General features: G+C 49.8%; 17 protein-coding genes. 1 reads left to right on the top strand and 16 read right to left on the bottom strand.

Annotation, left to right across the window (positions count from 1 at the left end; genetic code table 11):
• Positions 1–9: 9 nt before the first annotated feature.
• From KOO62_01870 to KOO62_01880, 3 genes are all read right to left on the bottom strand, one after another.
• The gene (locus tag KOO62_01870; GenBank protein MBU8932731.1) at positions 10–975 is read right to left on the bottom strand and encodes a polysaccharide export protein; all 966 of its coding nucleotides are present in this window, start codon (positions 973–975) and stop codon (positions 10–12) included.
• A gap of 154 nt (positions 976–1,129) precedes the next feature.
• Positions 1,130–2,770 (bottom strand): GGDEF domain-containing protein, encoded by a 1,641-nt coding sequence (locus KOO62_01875; protein MBU8932732.1) that lies wholly within the window; start codon positions 2,768–2,770, stop codon positions 1,130–1,132.
• Positions 2,771–2,829: 59 nt separating this feature from the next.
• On the bottom strand, positions 2,830–3,504 hold the full coding sequence (locus tag KOO62_01880) for an STAS domain-containing protein (protein ID MBU8932733.1): 675 nt from the start codon (positions 3,502–3,504) through the stop codon (positions 2,830–2,832).
• 405 nt (positions 3,505–3,909) lie between these two features.
• Between KOO62_01880 and KOO62_01885 the strand changes: the two genes are divergently transcribed.
• Positions 3,910–4,527, top strand: coding sequence for a peroxiredoxin family protein (locus KOO62_01885; protein ID MBU8932734.1), 618 nt, complete (start codon positions 3,910–3,912; stop codon positions 4,525–4,527).
• 171 nt (positions 4,528–4,698) lie between these two features.
• On the opposite strand, the gene KOO62_01890 is transcribed toward KOO62_01885, so the two are convergent.
• From KOO62_01890 to infC, 13 genes are all read right to left on the bottom strand, one after another.
• A complete protein-coding gene (locus tag KOO62_01890) occupies positions 4,699–6,708 on the bottom strand; it encodes a SpoIIE family protein phosphatase (GenBank protein ID MBU8932735.1) in 2,010 nt (669 codons plus the stop codon).
• Between the two features lie 59 nt (positions 6,709–6,767).
• Positions 6,768–8,594: a PorV/PorQ family protein gene (locus tag KOO62_01895; protein MBU8932736.1), complete on the bottom strand. Its 1,827-nt coding sequence runs from the start codon at positions 8,592–8,594 to the stop codon at positions 6,768–6,770.
• Positions 8,591–12,268 (bottom strand): hypothetical protein, encoded by a 3,678-nt coding sequence (locus KOO62_01900; protein ID MBU8932737.1) that lies wholly within the window; start codon positions 12,266–12,268, stop codon positions 8,591–8,593. Before KOO62_01900 ends, KOO62_01895 begins: the two co-directional genes overlap by 4 nt.
• Before the next feature lie 365 nt (positions 12,269–12,633).
• Entirely contained in the window at positions 12,634–13,518 is an 885-nt protein-coding gene (gene folD, locus KOO62_01905) for a bifunctional methylenetetrahydrofolate dehydrogenase/methenyltetrahydrofolate cyclohydrolase FolD (GenBank protein MBU8932738.1), read from the bottom strand.
• Positions 13,519–13,612: 94 nt separating this feature from the next.
• Positions 13,613–14,521 carry a TIGR00282 family metallophosphoesterase gene (locus tag KOO62_01910; GenBank protein ID MBU8932739.1) on the bottom strand — a complete coding sequence of 303 codons (909 nt, stop codon included), beginning with the start codon at positions 14,519–14,521 and terminating at the stop codon, positions 13,613–13,615.
• 54 nt (positions 14,522–14,575) lie between these two features.
• A complete protein-coding gene (gene rny / locus KOO62_01915) occupies positions 14,576–16,141 on the bottom strand; it encodes a ribonuclease Y (GenBank protein MBU8932740.1) in 1,566 nt (521 codons plus the stop codon).
• A gap of 104 nt (positions 16,142–16,245) precedes the next feature.
• Entirely contained in the window at positions 16,246–16,533 is a 288-nt protein-coding gene (locus tag KOO62_01920; protein MBU8932741.1) for a cell division protein ZapA, read from the bottom strand.
• Between the two features lie 110 nt (positions 16,534–16,643).
• On the bottom strand, positions 16,644–16,889 hold the full coding sequence (gene zapB, locus KOO62_01925) for a cell division protein ZapB (GenBank protein ID MBU8932742.1): 246 nt from the start codon (positions 16,887–16,889) through the stop codon (positions 16,644–16,646).
• Positions 16,889–19,273: a phenylalanine--tRNA ligase subunit beta gene (pheT, locus tag KOO62_01930; protein MBU8932743.1), complete on the bottom strand. Its 2,385-nt coding sequence runs from the start codon at positions 19,271–19,273 to the stop codon at positions 16,889–16,891. Before pheT ends, zapB begins: the two co-directional genes overlap by 1 nt.
• 3 nt (positions 19,274–19,276) lie before the next feature.
• Positions 19,277–20,290, bottom strand: a complete 1,014-nt coding sequence (gene pheS, locus KOO62_01935) for a phenylalanine--tRNA ligase subunit alpha (GenBank protein ID MBU8932744.1) — start codon at positions 20,288–20,290, stop codon at positions 19,277–19,279.
• Between the two features lie 18 nt (positions 20,291–20,308).
• The gene (gene rplT / locus KOO62_01940; protein MBU8932745.1) at positions 20,309–20,659 is read right to left on the bottom strand and encodes a 50S ribosomal protein L20; all 351 of its coding nucleotides are present in this window, start codon (positions 20,657–20,659) and stop codon (positions 20,309–20,311) included.
• Positions 20,660–20,699: 40 nt separating this feature from the next.
• A complete protein-coding gene (gene rpmI, locus KOO62_01945) occupies positions 20,700–20,897 on the bottom strand; it encodes a 50S ribosomal protein L35 (GenBank protein MBU8932746.1) in 198 nt (65 codons plus the stop codon).
• Positions 20,898–20,929: 32 nt separating this feature from the next.
• Positions 20,930–21,562, bottom strand: a complete 633-nt coding sequence (gene infC, locus KOO62_01950; protein MBU8932747.1) for a translation initiation factor IF-3 — start codon at positions 21,560–21,562, stop codon at positions 20,930–20,932.
• Positions 21,563–21,570 lie beyond the last annotated feature (8 nt).

Genomic DNA, 21,570 nt, shown 5'->3' on the forward strand with positions numbered 1-21,570 from the left:
AAGTCGGATCTATTCCCTCGTACTATCTCCGTTGCTGTCCAAAAGATTCCAAATGAGCACCGTCGAAGTCACAACACCGATCAGACCGGTGATGTTGGCAATACTCAAAATGCTGGAACGACGAGCCGCGACCACCACCACATCCTCTTTCTGCATCGTGTAACGAGTTAGTGTTCCAAGCCGGGTATATTTATCGAGATCAAGTTGAATGGTCTGACCGAAGTAGCCATCTTTGGTTATCACTTTCGTCTTGCGCAGATCAGCCATAGCGGTTGGACCACCTGCCAGAGCTATAGCCTCAAGCACATCAACATTCTCCTCAAAGGTAATCGGACCCGGCAGCCCCACCGCACCCACAACGTAGATGAGGTTCTTCTTCTCTCGGGCTGTACCAAGTTCAGGCGACGGAAACCCGATGGGCATGCGTGGGATTTCAATCGTATCCTCACGACGAATCTTCGGCAATTCGTTCATTGTACCGTTGGCTATAGCCGCACTCACATTCACGATTTCAACCTGACCCGCGTTGTCTCCACCTCGGATGATTGTTACGCGACTGAGGTCACCAATTTCGGTCACTCCACCAGCTTCATTGATGATACTCCAGAGGTCCGGTATTTCTTCAAACGTCCACTTGCCCCCATCGTTCACCTGCCCCGTAACAAAAACGTATTGGTGGTTGAATGCCGTAACCCTGACCACCGCCTGTGAGATATTCTTGTTTAACCTGGACATTCGGCGAACAATGTCAACTTCGAGCTGCGCTGTAGTCCTGCCAGCAGCGTCGATTTCGCCCACCACGTCCAGAGATATCTTCCCATCTTGATTAACGCGTACATCGGAATTGAGAGCGGGGTCCTGCCAGAAACTGATACTCAAGATATCCCCCGTTCCCACCTTGTATTCACTGGCCTGAGCGCAGACTGCCATCATGACAACCAAACTCACAACGATCAACAAACAACATTTATTCATTTCGCAACACTTCCCTGTTAGCGTAAGTGTAGTCCCTAAAATGGCTTATCCTATAATCGGCATAACCACTTATGTTATTTAGCTTCAAATATAGATTTCGGTGTTGCGCGTGTAAAGCCTAAAACTCAATCATCCACAAACTTAGTCAGAATTTCTAAACGGCTTCATCGAAAAGAACAGACTTATTGCGGCCACTGGACTTGGCTTCCAGAAGGGCCATGTCGGCAAAGTGAATGAGCTGCTTAGGAACGTCGGCGTGATCCGGGTAGACCGCTCCGCCCAGCGAAACTGTACACCCCAAACGCTCATCGGTACCAGGGATGACAAAACTCGTTCCCGCTACGTCACCCTTTAGCCGCTCCATGAATTTCAGACAGGTTGTAGCATCAGTTTCGGGCATGATAATACAAAACTCATCCCCACCATAACGTGCGATAATGTCAATAGCACGAATTGATCTCCGGAGGATACCCCCCATCTGCTTGAGGACAGCATCTCCAGCCAGATGACCATAAGTATCGTTGGTGGCCTTCAGACCATCGAGATCGAAGATTATAAAAGCCAGTTTCCGGTCATAGCGCTTTGCTCGCTGGATCTCCTCGTCCAGACGACGCCTGAAATACCTCTGGTTGGCCAGACCTGTCAGTCCGTCGGTGTATGACATTTCCTCAATACGTTCAAACGATTCGGCATTGTCCATTAAATCAGCGGCGCTCGTCCGAGCTACCTGCAGTTTGTCTTTCAAAGATACTTGTGGTGATCCTCCACTCCAGGCCAGCACACCAGGACAATCCGGAGTGAGTGAAAATGAAGCTATGCTTTCTAATCCTGCCTCTCGCAAAGACGAAGCCCAAACTCCCATCGGTGTTTGTTCGTCCGCCAATTGCCCAACCGGCATCGTCGCCTTGTCAACGACTTTCAGAAGATTATCCAGGCAATCCTGGTCGGGAGCCAGAAGGGCCCGAGAAAGACCTCCCTGGACCAATAGCGGGTGAGAATTTTTCTTACCATTCCTTCGATATAGAAAAGCAATCCGATTGATATTCAAGTCTTCGCGAATTGAGTGGATTAGCTTCGGGATTATCGTCTCCGCATTGCGATGTAGCACAAGTTTAAGTAAACTGCTTGGAGCAGCTACCGGCGGATTGACGGCAGAGATGGCATCGGGTGGGTTTACTTCGTCAAGCCGCTTCTGCATCCGTTCGATGCGCGATTCATGCCATTTAACATGATACGCAGCCGACAACGACTGCGCCATACTGGCCACCAGTACATTAAATGACCGTGAATCGGTATGAATGGTGCTGCGCACAAAGTAGACACCGTACAGATTATCACGCCAGAACACAGGGAAGAAAAGATCAACTTTGCTCTTGCTGATCGTCCGAAAATACCGGTCGGGCAACACCCCCTGGAGGGCAGCTATTGGCCGCGGCAAGAAATCAGCTTCCAGCACTTTGGACAATTTGGTACCGGCAACAACCCTATACGCTCGCCGGTCGGGATGTCCTAAGCCATGTTGATAGTTGAGCTCAAGCCAGCCCCGACGCTTACGTAAAAACAGAACCCGATCACATCCGCACGATTCCTCCAGTAGAGTGGACACCTTGCGGGCCACCTCGCCGATAGTTCCGCCAGCACTATTGGACAGCAGAAATCGGGAGAAATCGGACAGATTCATCCCCTTCATCACAGCCATCTGTCGCCTCTCGTTTCGAATCCTCGAAACGAGCATCAGCGACAGGATTCCGGTCAAAATGACCAGCGCAACTATAAGAACTGCTTGGTAATCCATGTGAACACTCTATTAGAAATATAGCCCCGGATACGCAACTGTCAACCAGAAACAACGCTTCAGCGACGCCCCCGGGCAAACCGGAATCGAGAACGTCGGCGGACCAAACCTCGTCGCCTTAAAACTCCGAAAACATCCCACCAACCAACCCGGTCGAACCCGCCCATACCTCGCAAATCCCGACCAATCTCCCCTATAGTGGCAAACGGGTCGTCTTTAACCAGACGCAGGATCGCCGTTTCAAGATTGCCGCCACCTAACATTCCACCGAGATCATTGTTTATTGTAAATTGATTGCTAGTAGATTTGGAGGTCAAATCATCACTGATCGAAACCGCTGTCAACCGTCCGCTTTTTTTTTTGGATGAAACCACTTCGGAGCCGTTGCCAAAATCGACACGGGCTTCGTCTATTGAAGTATAGGACCGTAGAACCTTATCAAACTCCAGCAGTTCATATATCTCGTATACATTCGGAATCATACTGGCCAGCTTGATATCGCCATCGTTGTCGCGAATGTCCTTGATATGGGAGATAAATATCCCCCATCCGGCAGAAGAGATATAATCTACGCCAGCCAGATCAATCAGAATCGCATATCGTTGGCGCTTCAGAAGCGAATCAATAACGGCTTCCAATTCACCAGCTGTCGCGGTATCAATAACACCATCCACCCGCACTTCGGAGACTCCCTGGCGGTCACCTTCGGAAAGCGATATTGAGATGTTATTCATATGCTATATTCCGTGTCAAGACTTCTGATCTTCTGTTGCGTTCAATGAACCGTTTGGTAAGACCATAGGCAACAAAAAAGGTGAGGACAGTCAGGACACCTGAGTAACAGTCAGAGAAACGACGAGATTCTTGACCATTCGGGGTGATTGTTGTATTATCATAAACTGAAAGTGGTAAACCGTGTTTTTGAAACCTTTATATTGGAAATCTCGGATAATAAGAAAAGGAATAATATGCGATTCTGTTGAATTATTATAAAATCCTGAAAATATTGAAGGAGAACAGTTTTGAATTATCACAGTTTCATTATCCATTCAGTAAGAACGTTTATTACGTTTATTTTACTGACTAGCTGCTTGTTTGCACAGACTGATGAAATAAACTGGGTAACAGTTGGTAAACCAATGCCTGATATTGCACTCCCCTCTTTCCAGGGCGAAGAAGTGAAGATTTCCCAATTCAAGGGAAAGAATGTAATGTTGATTTTCCCCAGGGGCTATGCGATGGAAGGAATGTGGTGCCCCAATTGCATATATCGACATGCTCAACTAGTAGAGTATGAGAAGAACAACAAGATTCGTGATCGCTACAACCTGGAAATTATATATGTACTTCCATATAGCAAAGAATTGATTCAGGATTTTCTAAATTCTTTCCCAGCGACTTTAGCACTAATCAATGATTGGAAGAATCCTCCCGGTTATGAAGAAATGGACGAGGACGGAAAAGCATTTATCGATCATATCAGAGAAATTGCACCAGAAGATTTAACAATGGACGAAGGAGAAGAGACGCCAACACCATTTCCAATCCTCATCGACGAGGACAGTGAATATTCCAAGGCTTTAGGAATATTCCGGACAGAGTGGTCAGGAAGTAAAGTGGATCAGAATATTCCCTCTGTTTATATAGTAGATAAGGATGGTATTCTTCAGTTTAAGAATATAGCTCAACATACTTTCGATAGACCTAGTCTTGATTATCTAGTTAAGATGTTATCGTATATATGCGGAGAGGAATAGCATTTGTAGGTCAGAACCCCTTGCGGTCCTGACAATTGCGTTTATTGTCAGGTTGGTAGGCAACTGTGACCTACAACAGGATGGCGGAACCGCTAAGAAGGGTTTCGCCCTACAAGATTAATGGGGCAGACAAGGGCACGTCAGGTTGGCAAGCAACCGTGACCTACATAACTACTCGTCTTCTGTTACAGATTTCGTTTCGGTCATACCGTCGTCAGGACTGCATGACCTGGCAAGAACGAATGTTATGTCATCGGATGGTTTGGTGAATCCGGCGAAATCGTCCAGAGCATCCAACAGACTCTTGCCCAGTATGGTCGTGGTAAGCGTTGCATCCCCACCGTTTAGTTGTTCCTCAAACAGCTTTGTGAGGCGATCCAGACCATACGTCTCCCCATCACGATTGGATGCCTCGGTGACACCATCGGTAAACATGAAGAAGAAATCCCCATCCTCAAGTTCAAGGCTGACTTCTTCCAACCTATCCTCGAATGAGAACTCAAGCGTAACTGGCATCCCCACTGGCATTCCGGTGGGATTCAAAGTCTCAATCGTACTGGAAGACCGTCGATAGAGAAGCATCGGATTATGCCCAGCCGATACGAAATCGAGCTTTCGCTGAGCGGTGTCATACATAGCCAGCATGACAGTAATAAACATGCCCGGAGGAATGTTGTGGCGCAGGTAATCGTTGACCTTTATAAGCGTCACCTTGGCCGAAGCTTCGTGCGCCGCATGGATCTGTATGACCGTACGTAGCATCGACATCACCAGCGAAGCTGGTACCCCTTTGCCGGAAACATCGGCAACTACAAGACAGTACCGACCGGGATCAGTCTCAAAGACATCATAGAGATCTCCTCCGATAACTTCCGCCGCCCGATAGAATGTGTTTAGTTCCAGCCCCGGCAGATTCGGTAGTTTGTTCGGCAGCAGAGTCTTCTGGATGTGTGAGGCTACTTCAATTTCCTTGGCCATCTTCTCGCGCGCCACTATATTCTCACGATCCTGACTCACACGCGTCATCAGTACATTGAACGCCTTGGATATTTCGAAGAACTCCTCAGCTCCCTCCAGTGGCAATTCCGTCGTTAGATCACCGGAGGCAAGTCGCCTGACGCGCTGTGTGATTTTAACTATCGGATCTACAAAATAGCTGGAGAGTAGATAGACTCCAAGAACGCCAAATAGCAACAGCACCAGAGTCAGCAACACGGCATCCTCCCGCGATTGAGCTAACTCACCCTCAATGTAGGCGGCACTGTATGTGATATGCACCATACCTGCCATACCGGTGTTAGTAACTATGGGAACCATCAAATAGAACAAGTCAGCTCCATCAACAATCAATCGCTGTGGAGTTGATTGGTCGTTCTTGTCAATACCGTCGGGGAAAGAGTATCCCTTGCGAATATTGTGGATGTCATCGGAATGCGCCACAATATTACCTGCCGGACTGGTGATCACTACCAGTCGGAGGAACTCAGAATTCGATTTGGCATAACTCACAACTAACTCATCAAACTCGGCATCAGAGCGACGGTTTATCGTATAACCTGCGGCCTGCGCTGCAATAGTACTCCCCAGAGAGGCTACTGTTTCGTCCAAGTGCGATTGAACTTGACGTGATATTCGATCATCGACGTATATAGCAGAACCAGCCAGAATAATCAGCACAATCATAGTGGTCCAAACCGAGAACTTAACCCGCAACCCAGTCATCCGTCTTAACAGAGGAACACTACCAGCCGATGAGGGACGAATGCGTTTAATCATCCGCAATTCATTGTAGCCAGCCGACGAAATGTATTCGACCGAATCCATAATCTTGCCGATCATATAGAACCCCAGGCCACCCTTACGGCCGGATTCGACCAGATGCTCCAGATCTATGGTACCTTTTTCGGAAGCCTGAAATGATCTGCCGGTATCAATTAGGGATAAGACAATAAGCTTGCGATAGATTACAATTCGGAGCCGGATAGTCCCCTTCTCATAAAGGTACGCATGCCGGATAATGTTGGTGGCCCCTTCTTCAGTGGCCAACAAAACGGCGTTGACATCTCGGGATGACATGCCAGCAGCCACGCAGCTTTCCCGCGCTGTTCGCTGCAGACTGTCGAGATATTTCTCTTCCGCAATGAACTCGGCTGTTATCTCTTTTACAGGACGTCGCCACATAATGTATGAAACCTATCGGGAAACCGCGCGTGAGTCTAACAAAAAACCGGAGAATAATCTCATTCGCCCGGTTGAGACTGCATTCGCAGTCGGGCCTGCTCGATATTGCGAAGCGTACTTTCGTTGTTGGGGTAAGCCTCGAGGACTTTCTGCCAGGCTTCGATAGCCAATTCGTACTGTTTGTCACGCATATATCGAAGACCGTCAAGATAGAGAGGCCATATCACCCGGTCACGCTGCATCATCTCCAGGGTAGGAGGATGCTCCAGTGCGGTATCGATACGCTCGATATATGCCTTCGATACCGGCTCATCCGGGTTGGCAGAGAGAATTGAGGAAAATAAACTCCTGGCCTCATCGTAATGGCCAATTCTGAACTGCGTTATCCCTTCATTGAGCATCCGGGCCAGGTCCATCTTGCTGGCTGCCTCCTCCTGCGACTGGCGGACGGTAGTGTTTTCCGGGTCCAGATATAAAACGCGGGAATACAATTCGATGGTCTTCACTATTTCACCCCGCCGCTCGGCCTGATGTGCCTCCAGCAAACAGGAATCAATCTCTCTGGCTACCGCCTTCGAAACAGTATCTCTTAGATTAAGAGCCAGAGTGTTCTCGGGCTCGTAATCCAGAATCAATTCAAGCATATCCTCGGCTGCGGGATAATATTTCTTCTCAAAGAAACTCTGCGCCTGAGCAAAGAAAGCGTCAATAGTCATCGCCTGGTCCCGCTCAGCTTCACGGACTCGTTGCTCCTGCTTAAGCTGGGAGGTTCGTGCCCGTTCAATCGCTGCTACTGCCCTCAGAATCCGCTGGTTGTCTTCGTCAAAGGCCAAAGCACGCTGATAGTTGACAAGGGCTGAATCGAGAACATAACTCTCGTAGAAATCGTCCGCCTTCTGGCGATAGAAATCAAACTGCCGACGACGCTCCACATCCAGCATATCGGTACTCCGGCGCTGATCCTCCTGCTGCCTGCGCCTAATCTGGTCGGAAACTGTTGTCCCCAACAACAGTGCCACCGAGAAGCGATGGCTATCCTCCACGTAATCGTGAACCTTATAGGCATAATCCAGTAGAAGACGTTGATATCGCAACCCTATGCCAAAGGACAGATTGTCACGGTCGTATCCGGTTCGAAGTGAGTAGTGGTCATCGAACAACAATTCTCCACCGCAATGAACACGGACCGATCTGTCTTCTGTTTTTTCCATCTCCACCGAAAGTGACGACTCAAGCCGCTCCGACCACCTCAAATTGGTTGCTGCCAATCCAACCGCAAGTGTTACCGGAAGCGTCTCCTTGACAGTCTGCAGTTGCAACGTGACCGGAACAATATCCCGCGCCACAACTCCGGCTTGTACATATTGACTCAACCTGGCCGTCATTCCAAAATCCAGTCCAATGCCATAGTCGGAATAAGTATCCAGTTCCTGATTCACAATCTTCAGTGACACACCGGCTGCGAGACCACCCTGGAGTCGGCGTCCATAGGACAAAAGGAACTGCGAGTAGGAATAGTCGAACATACCTGTCCGGCGATAGTCTTCCCGCCTGATAATGTCGTTGGTGCCGAGCCGCATGTAGGCCAGACCGAAGCCACCCTGACTCGGAGTGGGGTAAGCCCAGGCAACGAAGTCATAAATCGTGCCCTCAAAAAGAGACATGTGCATGAAGCTGACTTCATGATAATCAAGTTGTGGAAGTCCGGCTGGATTATAGAAAATGGTGGATGCGTCATCAGCTATAGCTGTGAAAGCACCACCCATCCCAAGAGCGCGAGCGCCTGCACCGACAGTGAATGGAGACTCACGCCCGGCATCTCCTGCATGCACAGTCGCACAACCCAACGTTAACACCATTAGGAGTATGATACATCGGGTCGTCATTTCACCACCGCAAGCTTGAGTCGTGCCGTTTCACCCGTGTTCACGACCCGGATGGAGACAATATAAACACCGTTGCAAACTACCTGACCATCGTTGTTGAGACCATCCCACTCAATCACATGTTCTCCAGCTCCATTGTCCTGGCTGGATATGTCGCGAGCATACACTTCTTCGCCAGTCAACGTGAAGATACGGAACTCGATATCTGAGGCCGCCGTCAATTCGTACGAAAACTCGACTGGTGCTTTGGTCGGATCGACCGGGTTATTGCGAACCAAAAACGACTCGGAAATAGATGATCCCTTGACGACGAACGTCATCGCCAACAGCGTCCCGTCACCACTTTCGGAAACAACATCAACAGTCTCCCCCTCCTGTATTCCACGGTCATAAGTAGCCAGAATATGACGGCTCTCGAGAAGCAATTCGAACTGGTCGATATTACTTTCACGGATTGCCGCCACAAACACCAGACTGCATGTCACCTGAGCCTCAATAATGAGATCCTCGAAGACTGCCGTCATACGGTCATTGCCGCTTAGGTCAGCCGCTATCGGCAAACCGTTCCGGTAGAAGACAGATGCGCCCATGTCGATGATTTCGGAAACATCGAGAGACTGGTCGCCCGGACCACGAAGCGTAAAAGACATCTCATCCAACGACACAGCAGTAGCATCAGCTGTCCCACCGTTAGTCAGAATCAGCAGGAACAATTCCTTGTCTTGCCCCGGAAGAAGCAGATTTGAGCCGGGCAGTTCAGCTCTGCCCAACAACTCAGCATCGAAATGCTGTACTGTTATCTCTATGAAGAACGAGCTGTCACCCGCACTGGCCCGTACACCAGTGTTGATGTCAATTGGCATCGATGTTAATGTGAAAGTAAGAATAATGTTCGTGTCAAATGATGGCGACTGGAAATCCAATTCCATGTGCTGATCCACGCTAATGATACCGGTCGGGCTGTATCCATCACCAAGGTCGATCCCTCCGGTCGTCAGGAGGTACTCTCCATCCGTAGTCGCGGCCTGCCCCTCATTGACGAGTTCAATTATCAGGGAGAACGCCTGGTCTTGATCGACCAGACTGTTTTCAACTCCGACCAGACTGTAGTTCAAAACCAGTTGTGCCGGAGTTTCTATGACAGCCGTCGCCATATCATCAATCGGATCATCCGCTCCCACATGAGGCGAAGCGACGGCAACTCTGAAGATTTCTGCTACCACCGGTTGATCGGCAGCAATAATATCAAATATAAGTTCCGCAGTATCATCGGGCTGGATGACATCCACGGTAAAAAGGGAATCGAAAGCCGAGTTACCGTCACTGCGCAGAACCATATCCAACGGACCCAGGATTGTACCCGATGTATTTGCCACCCGCGCTCGCACTTGAAAAGCCTGACCCGTATTGACGTAAGGTGTGTTGAAGGTAAGCACTTCAGTACTTATAATCCTGACTATCGGAGCTGCTGTCACCGGAACCGCCGTCGTACTCAGATCAGCTACAAAACCAAACGAAGCCCACGCGCCAGGAATCAGAAATTCGAAACCGGCCTCAAAACGTAACATCTCTCCCTGCTGAGTTATGGGAATGAAAACCGGATCGGTCGTCACCAAATTCAGCCCGGGATACAACGTCATATCAGCAATACGCAACAGAGCAGCAGACAAGAAATCTTTCCCATGTATTTCTATTATCGCCCCTGAAGGATCGACCGGCACGCTATACTCACCGTCAAGGTTCACAGTGAATCCAAATGAACTCTCGCGACCTGCACTTACCATAGCTGGGCCGAAACTCCCCTCGACATATGTAACTTCGATCTCGGTAAGGACAAAAACAGAATCGATAATCTTGTGGGTTATCAGATAGGGAACTCCAGCAGATACATAAGCATAATCAAGCACGACATCATACCACCCGGAAGGCAACAAATCGACACCCGGCACCAAAACCGATACATGTTCATGGCTAATAACGACGCCAGTAACATGACTGAAACCCGATGTCTCCGTCAGAAAAACCTCTGTAGCCCCACCGTCGCTTGTTAAGGCAACACGCATGGTGGGACCTATCGTGAAATCCGGAGGATCAACGGCGTGAATGTCTAATGATATCTCTGACGTGATCCCCGGGTACAAGCTATCGGGCCAGAATAAACCGGGGACGACCTCCAGTTCAACCGGCTCGATCGGTTCAACCACGACTACTGTCAACTCAACCTGATTTGTTGTAGTAAACATCATCCCATCAACGTTGAAATCGGCCTCAAGTACAACCGTCAGGTTATCTTCGAACAATTCAGACCTTGGCCCTGCCAGTAGTATCTCTACCGTATCGACCAAACCATTTGCACCAGCTGCGAAACCAACTGAAGCCGTTAACCCGCTGGTAAGTGCCAGAGAGACTGTCGAAGTCTGTGGCGTGTTATATCCATTATTCGTGACAACAACTTTAACCAACGTGCCAATCGTAGGAGCGATTGAGATCAACGGTGCATTGTCGGCATTGAGAACTTCCAGAATGTCATACCCGCTGAATGAGACCACCTGGCCGGAGGATACCAATCCGTCGTCTGTTTCGACCGTCACGGTCGTGACAACAGTAGGACCCGTGTAAACTATTCCGATAGCATCAAGATCAACGACACCCTCAAAAAGTAAACCGGCATTATCAATTACGGCCGGAGCGAGGTTACCAACGTTGGTCGATAGATAGACCGGATTCGTAGTGAGATCATAATCAATTTTGAGATTGTCAAAAGCATCTAATAAAATCAGGCTTGCTTCAGGCAAAAGAGGATAACCCACAATCTGTTCGGGACTAATGTCCAACTCGAACCGAGCCAGCGCCCCCGGCAAAACAGAGATCATGCCTGACAATCCAGTCACGTTTCCGACCCTTGCCATAACCCTGCCCTCGCCGACGGTCGTAACGTGAAGCATCGCACCGGAGAAATACCCTATCGGATCGGAACCCTCTTCAAGCGTCCAATAGACATCCGGAGAAGGAATCAAACCACCTTGGCTGTCCCGCACAACAGCGTTGAAAACAATACTCTCCCCCGCTCTGAGGACCTGATTGTCCGATGGTTCCACATCAAGTGACACGGGTGCTCCAGACCGTATTTCCAACGGATCAGAAATAGCCGGTCCCGCTAACACCGAACCGCCATTCCTCATGGCAAGGCCTCCAAACATGTAGTCACCGACTACCTGTGGATTGCCTACGATCTCAAGATAAACACCTATGGAAACTGTCGGCGGCACTTCATCAGGAGGTTGCCAACCCGATTTCTTAAGAATCACAACGACCATGTCATCGGTCGTCTCGACTGCCTTTATTCTGTAGTCAGCGGCAATGGAGTTGTGCGTAAGAGTCGCAGTCACAACTGCCGATAGATCGTATCCTTCCGGAAATGAGAAAGCAAACGCGCCCCCATTCAGCTTCTTAAAGTCAGCCCGATCCATCAAGAAGGAGAAACTATAGCCAGCCAAATGCCCGACGATCGAATCGGTGGCCTGAACCCTGAAATTGTCAAACGTACCCACCGGAGGGCACGAGGGTGATCTGAAGATCGCACTTGCCTCTGTCGTTGGATCGGCAGTAACTACCGAGCCGCAGAACATCAGTAAAAGGATCAGGAAGAAGGAATAACCGAAGTTAATTTTCATATCGCCGAGTAAAAATGTTCAAATTCAGTCCGAGACTCCTATAATCAAAGCAACTTGTATGCCCCACATCTTCTTGCAGCGCAGATTATTACAGAATATTTTCTTCTCTCCCAGACACGATTTTCGGCCTTGTAACAGCCAACACAGAAATGACTTAGTAAAACCCCATTTTGAGAGCTTAGAAATTGGCCGAGATAAGCCTTCAAATCCGATAATAAGGTCTGGAATAATCTCTGTAATTGTGTAACACATTGCAATAATTCGTAGTTTTGTTGCATGGTCGTCACAGTTAGCACTATCCCTGGTTTACGGCCTCGGGTCCTGTTTTGGTCGTCCCAACGGTCTTGGAAATCTGGCCGATGTTCCTATTTCTCCGAGAGCAACTCGGCTCCCGTTACCGTATTAGACATGAGCATGGCTATAGTCATTGGCCCCACTCCACCAGGGACCGGTGTAATAAACGAAGCTTTCTCAAAACAGGGAGCAAAATCCACATCCCCGGTCAGACGGTATCCTCTCTTGGCAGAAGCATCCTCTACGCGATTGACCCCCACATCAATCACAACTGCCCCCTCTTTTATCATGTCGGCTGTGATAGTGTCCGGTCGCCCGATGGCCGCAATGAGAATATCTGCCCGGCGCGTAACTTCGCCCAGGTTTTTCGTCCGTGAGTGTGCAATAGTGACAGTGGCATTGGCCATATCGGCCTTCTGGACCAGAATTGCCGCTACCGGCTTACCGACGATATTGGATCGACCGACAACCACAACTTCTTTGCCCGAAGGATTGATTTCATAGTGAGCCAGAAGATTGATAATCCCGTGCGGTGTACACGGAAGCAGTCCGGGACGACCCAAGAGCATCATTCCAACATTGTGCGGATGAAAACCATCCACATCTTTCTCAGGTCTGATAGTAAGCGTGACACTCAGTTCGTCCATATGACTCGGAAGCGGAGACTGCACCAGGATTCCGTGTATCTTCTCGTTGTCATTAAGTCCCCTGACAATCGCCACCAACTCATCCTGCTGCAAATTGGCTGGCTTCCGAATGACTTCCGAATACATACCCAGCTTCTCGCATGCTCTTTCTTTGGACCTGACATAAGTAGCTGACGCGGGGTCGTCTCCCACCAACACGGCAGCTAGTCCAGGGGTGATCCCGACCTCCTTGAGAGCCGCAATGCGGGCCTTTAGGGTTTTGCGAGTTAGTCTTGCAACCTCTTTACCGTCAATCAGTTGTGCGGACATAATAAACTATCCCTTTAGGACGTACTGTTAAAATAACTCTACAACTGTCATCGCTATACCGGTCTGCCACAGCGGACTCGTATTGACTGCAATCTCACTCTTCCGTTGATTCATCAGCGGAGGTTTCATCTGCGTCGGACTCATCAGCAACAGGCTGCTCTTCGGAAGGCTGCTCTTTTGGCTTGCCGGTGATGTCTTCGGGCTTAAAAGTATCCAGATCGAATTTCTCACAGAAGCGTTCGATGCTAATCGCCTTACCGGTGACAGGGTTTGCCCGGATGATAACACCCGCCATACGGATGTCGTCGGAAGCCGTCGTGAATCTGTACGGCATTCCAGTCAGGAAACGCTGCAACGATGGTTCTTTTTCCATACCTATCACAGAATCGTAGGGGCCGGTCATGCCTGTATCGGTGATGTAGGCTGTCCCCTTTTTGGATATCTGTTCATCGGCAGTCTGTACATGAGTATGGGTACCTATTATGGCTGTCACCTCACCATCCAGCCAGTAGAGCATAGCCTGCTTTTCGGACGTTGCTTCGGCGTGCATGTCTATCAAGATAATATCCGCTTCGCGTCGCATCTCGGAAACGATTCTACCTCCTTCGACAAACGGACAATCGATATCCTTCATGTAGGTACGGCCCTGAAGGTTGATGACACCGACCTTGACATCACCTATTTTCTCAATACAACCACCACGTCCTGGGACCCCACGAGGAAAATTGGCTGGTCTGAGAAGCTGTCCGTCAGTTTTGATATAGGAACGTATCTCATGCCGATCCCAAATATGATTACCGGATGTCTGAATATCTATACCGTAGGAAATCGCCTTCCGAGCCATCTCGGGTGTGATACCGAATCCCCCGGCAGCGTTTTCAACATTAGCAATGACATAGTCGATAGAGTGCTTTTCACGCATCGGTTTTATCATGTGAGCCGCCGCCTGACGTCCAGCCTTGCCACAAATATCCGACACAAACATTATTGAAAACTCTGACATCAATATCCTCTTTCAATTGAACCTGGCATTCGTGGTCAGGTTCGCGCCAGTGCTCTACTTAGCGAACTCAGTAGTTCTTGTTTCCCTAACTACCGTAACCTTTACCTGTCCCGGATACTGCATCTCAGTCTCGATCTTGGCAGCAAGATCGCTGGCCAAAATAGCGCTGGCGAGATCATCCAGCTTTTCGTTCTCAACAATCACGCGTACTTCCCGTCCGGCTTGAATGGCATACGCCTTGGAAACACCCTTGAACGAATCAGCCAGTTCTTCCAGTTTCTGTAAGCGCTTAATATAGGCTTCGAGCGGCTCTCTCCTGGCACCAGGTCGAGCACCCGAAATGGCGTCAGCCGCCTGTACGAGCACCGGATATGGTCCCAGCATAGGGACGTCACCGTGATGAGCTTCGACAGCGTTGACAACCGCTTCGGAGGTTTTATAGCGACGGACAAAATCGGCCCCAATTTGCGTATGGGTTCCTTCCGTCTCACGGTCAATAGCCTTGCCGATATCATGCAGAAGACCACAAACCATGGCCAGTGACGCATCCAACTCCAGTTCGGCCGCCATCAGGCCGCACAGCATTGCAACTTCCTTGGAATGGGCCAGGACGTTCTGGCCGTAGGAAGTTCTGAAATTCAGCTTCCCTAATGTACTGACCAGATCCGGGTGCAAACCATGAACGCCGAGTTCGAAGCAAGTCTGCTCGCCGGCTTCGCGAACGATAACATCCATTTCCCGCTGGGATTTCTCTACGACTTCTTCGATGCGGGTGGGATGAATGCGACCATCGGTAATAAGTTTCTCAAGCGCCATGCGAGCGATCTCACGACGCACCGGATCATAGCCGGACAGAATAACCGCTTCGGGAGTGTCATCGACAATCACATCGATCCCGGTAGCGGTCTCAAACGAACGAATGTTGCGTCCTTCACGGCCAATGATGCGGCCCTTCATCTCGTCAGTTGGCAGATTCACGACGGAAACTGTTGTCTCCACCGTATGTTCGGCGGCACACCGATAGATGGCCGACAAAATTATTTCTTTGGCCTCGCGATTGGCATCGATTTCGGCCTGGTCCTTGATTTCCTTGATATGCAGCGCGGCCTCGATCTTGGCGGCACTCATCATATTATCCATCAACTGCTGCTTGGCCTCGTCCGGGGTCATCTGAGCAATCTTCTGGAGTTGGTCGTTCTGTCTGTTTATAATCTCATCCAGTTCCGTCTCCCTGATCCCAATGCCTTTCTCTCGGGTTTGGATGGATTTTTCGCGACGACCGAATTCCTGTTCGCGTGTTTCGAGAAGATCGAGTTTCTTCTGGAGCGAGCTAGTCTCGTCCTCCATTCGCTTTTCTTGACTCTCAAGTTCTCGCCGTCTGGTTTCGGATTCCCTCTCAAACTCGCTCTTAAGCTTCATCAGCTCTTCACGAGCCTCAAGTCGGGACTCCTTCTTCCTAATCGCGGATTCTTTGGTCGCTTCGGCGACTAAGCGCTTGGCTTCTTTGGTGGCGTTGATAACGCTATCGCTGGAAGCGCGTCGCGCCAGGAACCAGCCGATAAGGTAAGCCACCACACCTACTACGATCGCTTCCGCAATCAGCAGCACTGTGTCGTTCATTGCAGCCTCCCACCCAACATCAGAATGCGGGTGATCTATCTAATTTATACTTTAACGGATAGGAGATTTCACGGCTTGACCCGGCCAACCGGGCGATCGCCGAATCAGGTGAGCAGGGCTTGATCAAGACGAGCTAGAATTGCATCCAGCTCAGTGTCATATCGGTTGCCATCCTTATTCAGTTGCTCAGACTGAGCCATCACTTCCGAAGCCAACGACATGGCTGTCAAAATAGCCACTTTGTCACGAGCTTTCACACGACTTCCTTCGGCAGTAGCTCTCATCCGAGTATCAACCAGGTCCGCGACCTTGGATATATGCGACGAATCCTCAACCCCAGCAATGGGATACTCCTCGCCATATATGCTTATCACAACTTTGTTATCAGGCATATCGTCAATCACCGATGTTCAATCCAGCACTCACACGACAATAAATCTTCTTATCCTACTATCTCACAATAACTTATTACTATATCACGCCAAGTAAGTCAAGTAAAAACTTACTGACCGATCTGTTCGAGTTCAGTTAACCGACCCAGAACACCGGTCAATCGCGACTTAACAGCCTGGGACTGGTCTGCACTCTTGAGCTTCAGACTCTGAAGTTGATTCTTGAGCTCATTCAATGACAACCGCAACTCCTCGTTGTCGGATGTCAGAGTCTGGTTCTCACGCTGGAGAGTTTGCAATCGCTCAATCAACTGCTCAACTTTGTTGGCCAATTGGGTAAGTTTATCCTCAATCATTATTTATCCCTTATTTCTGCGTTGAACTTCTTGATTAATGCTGCCACTACATCTTGTTGCATGGCATCAACTTCCTGCCCAGATAAACTTCGCTCAGGGGAACGATAAATAATCGCCAGAGCGATAGATTTTTTCCCCTGTTCGATCTGCTTACCGGTGTAGAGATCAAAAATGCTGACTTCTTCTGCCAACGGACCGGCTGCATCCTGGGCGGCTTTTACCAATTCTCCGGCCGGAACGTCCGCCGCAACGATCATAGCCAGATCACGAGGTGCTGCTGGAAATTGCGGCAAGGGTTTGAATGGCGGGAGCGAAAAACCATCCCCTAATAGACTGGCAGTCGAAAACTCAGCGACAAAAACCGGTTGCTTAATGTCAACCAAACGAGCGATACGGGCAGTCACCTGACCGATGCTTCCTATGACCGCATTGTTGCTCTTGATTTCAAAAGCAAGGCCCGACTCCAGATAGTTGATCTCCGCCGCAGCATACTCAAATGCAGGTCTGCGGAAGTGGGCGACCAGATGGTCAAGCGCTCCGGTAACATCATGGAAATCCAGTGGTCGCGGAGTCTGTCGCCAGCCATTTTGTGTATTGCCGGTAACTGCCACCACAATGTGTTGATCTTCCCGCCAATCATGATGGTTGTCGGGAGGAAGATATGCCGTTCCTATCTCGAAAAGACACAGGTTTATGTTTCGGTGTGATATGTTATGTCCGACCACTACCAACGTTGAGAGCAGCAAATCGTGACGCATCGCATCCAGATCGGAGGAAGATGGATTGACGATCTTCACCATCGGAAGGTCCGGGTTGATCTTCTGAGCGAGGCGACTATCAACCAATCCGTGGTTGATCATCTCATTAAATCCCGCCCCGGTTAGAACCGTGCGAGCCTCCTCAAGGAACCGATCCTGCTGGTGATAGGGCGTGAAGAGTGGACCGACATTCGTAATCGCATCAGGAATATTTGCCCATCCCTCCATTCGCGCTACTTCTTCAATAAGATCAATCTCCCGCTCGAGGTCAGGTCGGAACGTTGGGACAGTCACTTCCAGTCTATCGTCACCTGCTACTTCCAATTCAATGTTGGTCAGTAGCTCGCGCATCCGATCTGTTGAAAGAGCGGTACCCAAAATGGCATTGCATCGTTTCGGACGAAGTGAAATTGTTCTGGGTTTAATTTCCCTGGGGTAACAGTCAACTACTCCGGCCAGCACTTCCCCACCGCAAAGCTCATGCATCAAAGACACCGCACGATCAATAGCATAGACAGCGCGATTGGGGTCAGCCCCTTTCTCAAATCGCGTTGATGATTCCGTTACGAACCCGAGATGCCTGCGACTCTTGCGAATCATGGAGGGATCAAAGTAAGCCGCTTCGAGAAGAACGTTGGTGGTAGAATCCTCCACTTCGGAATCCAGTCCACCCATCACACCCCCGGCTGCGACGCCATTCTTGCCATTGGAAATCAACAGAACGTCGGGAATAAGGTCATGCTCCTGACCGTCGAGAGTTTTGAACTTCTCACCCTTGGCGGCACGCCGCACAACTACTTCTTTTGAACCGAAGCGGTCGTAATCAAAAGCATGAAGAGGGTGTCCTGTTTCCAAAAGAACATAATTGGTGATATCAACTACATTATTAATGGGACGAATCCCCGAAACCAAAAGTCTCTTCTGTATCCACCAGGGGGACGGACCGATTTTCACGTTCTTGATAACGCGTGCCGCATAACGGGGGCAGGCATCGGGATCACTGATTTTCACCGTAATGTAGTCGGCAGTTTTCTCAGATGATTCCGTCAACTCAAACTCAGGCTGTCGAACCGAGACACCAGCCAAACCAGCGGCATCACGAGCGATCCCTATTGCCGACATCGAGTCGGGTCGGTTAGGCGTAAGTTCGAACGTCAACTGATAGTCATGGAAATCAAGATAGTCTGCAATCGGCTCTCCGATCGGCGCATCGGAATCGAGCACCATAATACCAGCGTGATCATCAGATATTCCCAACTCTCGTTCGGAACAGATCATGCCGCATGAGAGAATACCACGTATCTTCACCTTCTTGATGACGAAGTCGCCAGCCAGCTTTGCTCCCAGCAATGCCACGGGGACTTTTTGTCCCACAGCCACATTGGGCGCACCGCAGACGAGGTCCATTGTTTCTGAGCCGGTATCAACCGTTGCCAGCCTAATTTTATCGGCGCCCTCAATGGGCTTGAGATCGTTGACAACGCCGACCACGACTTTTTCCATGTACCGGTCGGTGGCGTCGATTTCTTCCAGCGCCGTGCCGCAGTTAGTCAGGTGGCTGGCCATCTCCTGGGCTGGCCATTCTAACCCGGTTAGCTCCAGGAGCCATTGGTACGAAATTTTCATAGTTTATTTGAACTGTCTCAGGAACCGCACGTCATTGTTGAAGAACAGTCTGATGTCATTAATTTTGTATTTCAGCATGGCTATTCGTTCGACTCCTATGCCGAAAGCATAACCGGTGTATTTCTCGCTATCGATACCGCACCCATCGAGCACATTAGGATCAATCATTCCACAACCGAGTATCTCCAGCCAGCCGGAGTACTTACACAGTTGGCATCCCTTTCCACCGCACAGAATACACGACACATCCACTTCCGCCGACGGTTCGGTGAAAGGAAAAAACGAGGGCCGGAAGTTGAGTTTCACATCTTCACCAAAGAAAGCCTTACAAAATGCCACCACAGCACCCTTGAGATCGGATGCATTGACTCCAACATCGACGAGAAACCCATCAACCTGATGAAAGGCGACATGCGCTCGTGTGGAAATGGCCTCATTGCGAAAACAACGCCCTGGTGTAATGATCTTTATCGGTGGCTTGCGACGCTCCAGTTCCCTAGTTTGTACAGGTGTCGTGTGAGTTCGCAGCACCCTCTCCCCTTCAACAAATAGGGTATCTTGCATATCACGAGCTGGGTGGTCGGGAGGAAAATTGAGCGACTCGAAATTGTAGTAGTCGGTTTCAATGTCCGGACCGTGGGCAATCTCGAACCCCATACCATGAAAGGTTCGGCAAATGTCGCCCATTACCTGATTCAGGATATGAACATGACCCAGAGGCTGAGCTGTACCGGGCAGAGTCGGGTCGATAGACGATTTGGGACCACCCACCTCCAGACGGTTCTGCCCTTCTTTGATATTTGTCTCAATAGCGGCGCGAGCCTTATTGGCTGCTGCTCCAACTTGCTTGCGTACGTCGATAGGCAGCTTTCCGAGGCCTTTAAGAATAGCTGTTATTTCACCCTTTTTGCCCAGAAAATGGACCCTGAGGTCATTAAGTGCAGCGAGCGAATCAGCTTGGCTGATTCGCTCGAGTGCTTTTTCCTTTAGAACACTGATGTCATCCAATACGGACATAGGCGCACTCCATCCCAGCTATTTACCGGTAGCCATCTTGGCCAGCGACTCGAAAGTGGTCATATCGCGGGCAGCGATATCGGCGAGCATCTTCCGGTCAAGATCAACTCCGGCCTTCTTCAGGCCAGCAATGAAGGTCGAATAATTGGTTCCGCACATCTTGGCTGCCGCCGAGATACGAGTAATCCAAAGGCGACGGAATTCACGCTTCTTGTTGCGCCGGTCGCGGTAGGCGTACTTAAGGCCCTTGTGGACTGTTTCAAGAGCGGTCCGGTAGAGCTTGCTACGGCCACCGAAGTTACCGCGGGCCCGTTTGAGGACTTTTTTGTGACGCTGATGCGCGGCAACGTTATTTTTTGCTCGTGGCATTGATCGAATCTCCTATTATCTAACTCAGATCCGCAATCAACTATAGATTGGGGACCATCTGCAACATTCGTCTCGTGTCAGCCTTGGATACGTGGCTTGCCTTCCGCAGCTGACGCCTCCGCTTGGGCGACATCTTAGTCAGGATGTGCGTCTTGTAGGCATGGTGACGTTTCAACTTGCCGGACGCTGTCTTTTTGAAGCGCTTCGCGGCGCCTCGCTGTGTTCTCATCTTCGGCATTACTTACCTTCTCAGCTATAACTAACTCTATGTTAGTTTGAATCGGTCGTTTCGACCGTTTTTGTATCTTCCTCTTTTGCTTTCGGCTCAGACTTCTTCTGGCCTTCATTCGTCCCCACAGCATCAGCAGCCTTTCGCAGATTTGCCATGATCTCCGGTCGAGGGGCGATAACCATGTTCATATGACGACCGTCGAGACGAGGTGGCATTTCAACCGTCGCCACATCATCCAACACTTCGGCCACGCGATCGAGCAACTTACGCCCAAACTCTGTACGGGCCATCTCTCGACCGCGAAACATCACAAACACTTTCACCTTGCTGCCGGCCTCAACAAACGATCGAACATGCTTTGTCTTGAACTCAAAGTCATGTTTGTCGATCTTCGGTCTGAAACGCATCTCCTTCAACTGATAGGAGTGCTGTTTCTTTCTGGCCAGCCGGTCTTTCTTGGAAAGCTCGTACTTGTACTTCCCATAGTCCAGAATCCGACATACAGGCGGCCGACTGTTGGGCGACACTTCAACCAGGTCCAACCCATGTTCCTTGGCCCGATCAAGAGCCTCAGTCGTCGGAACAATACCGATCTGCTCCCCTTCAGGGCCGATCAACCGAACCGGCGAAACCCGGACTCGGTGGTTTGTGCGAAGATCCTTGCTACCTATGAAATCCT

Source organism: Candidatus Zixiibacteriota bacterium, assembly GCA_019038695.1.
Classification (GTDB): Bacteria; Zixibacteria; MSB-5A5; order GN15; family FEB-12; genus B120-G9.

Bases quoted from the DNA above. Each gene is read 5' to 3' on its own strand.
- pheT (MBU8932743.1), bottom strand. From the start codon at position 19,273: ATGAAAATTTCGTACCAATGGCTCCTGGAGCTAACCGGGTTAGAATGG.
- KOO62_01890 (MBU8932735.1), bottom strand. From the start codon at position 6,708: ATGTGGCGACGTCCTGTAAAAGAGATAACAGCCGAGTTCATTGCGGAA.
- KOO62_01910 (MBU8932739.1), bottom strand. From the start codon at position 14,521: ATGTCAGAGTTTTCAATAATGTTTGTGTCGGATATTTGTGGCAAGGCT.
- rny (MBU8932740.1), bottom strand. From the start codon at position 16,141: ATGAACGACACAGTGCTGCTGATTGCGGAAGCGATCGTAGTAGGTGTG.
- KOO62_01880 (MBU8932733.1), bottom strand. From the start codon at position 3,504: ATGAATAACATCTCAATATCGCTTTCCGAAGGTGACCGCCAGGGAGTC.
- rplT (MBU8932745.1), bottom strand. From the start codon at position 20,659: ATGCCACGAGCAAAAAATAACGTTGCCGCGCATCAGCGTCACAAAAAA.
- pheS (MBU8932744.1), bottom strand. From the start codon at position 20,290: ATGTCCGTATTGGATGACATCAGTGTTCTAAAGGAAAAAGCACTCGAG.
- zapB (MBU8932742.1), bottom strand. From the start codon at position 16,889: ATGATTGAGGATAAACTTACCCAATTGGCCAACAAAGTTGAGCAGTTG.
- KOO62_01895 (MBU8932736.1), bottom strand. From the start codon at position 8,594: ATGACGACCCGATGTATCATACTCCTAATGGTGTTAACGTTGGGTTGT.
- KOO62_01900 (MBU8932737.1), bottom strand. From the start codon at position 12,268: ATGAAAATTAACTTCGGTTATTCCTTCTTCCTGATCCTTTTACTGATG.
- KOO62_01885 (MBU8932734.1), top strand. From the start codon at position 3,910: ATGCCTGATATTGCACTCCCCTCTTTCCAGGGCGAAGAAGTGAAGATT.
- folD (MBU8932738.1), bottom strand. From the start codon at position 13,518: ATGTCCGCACAACTGATTGACGGTAAAGAGGTTGCAAGACTAACTCGC.
- KOO62_01870 (MBU8932731.1), bottom strand. From the start codon at position 975: ATGAATAAATGTTGTTTGTTGATCGTTGTGAGTTTGGTTGTCATGATG.
- KOO62_01875 (MBU8932732.1), bottom strand. From the start codon at position 2,770: ATGGATTACCAAGCAGTTCTTATAGTTGCGCTGGTCATTTTGACCGGA.
- KOO62_01920 (MBU8932741.1), bottom strand. From the start codon at position 16,533: ATGCCTGATAACAAAGTTGTGATAAGCATATATGGCGAGGAGTATCCC.
- rpmI (MBU8932746.1), bottom strand. From the start codon at position 20,897: ATGCCGAAGATGAGAACACAGCGAGGCGCCGCGAAGCGCTTCAAAAAG.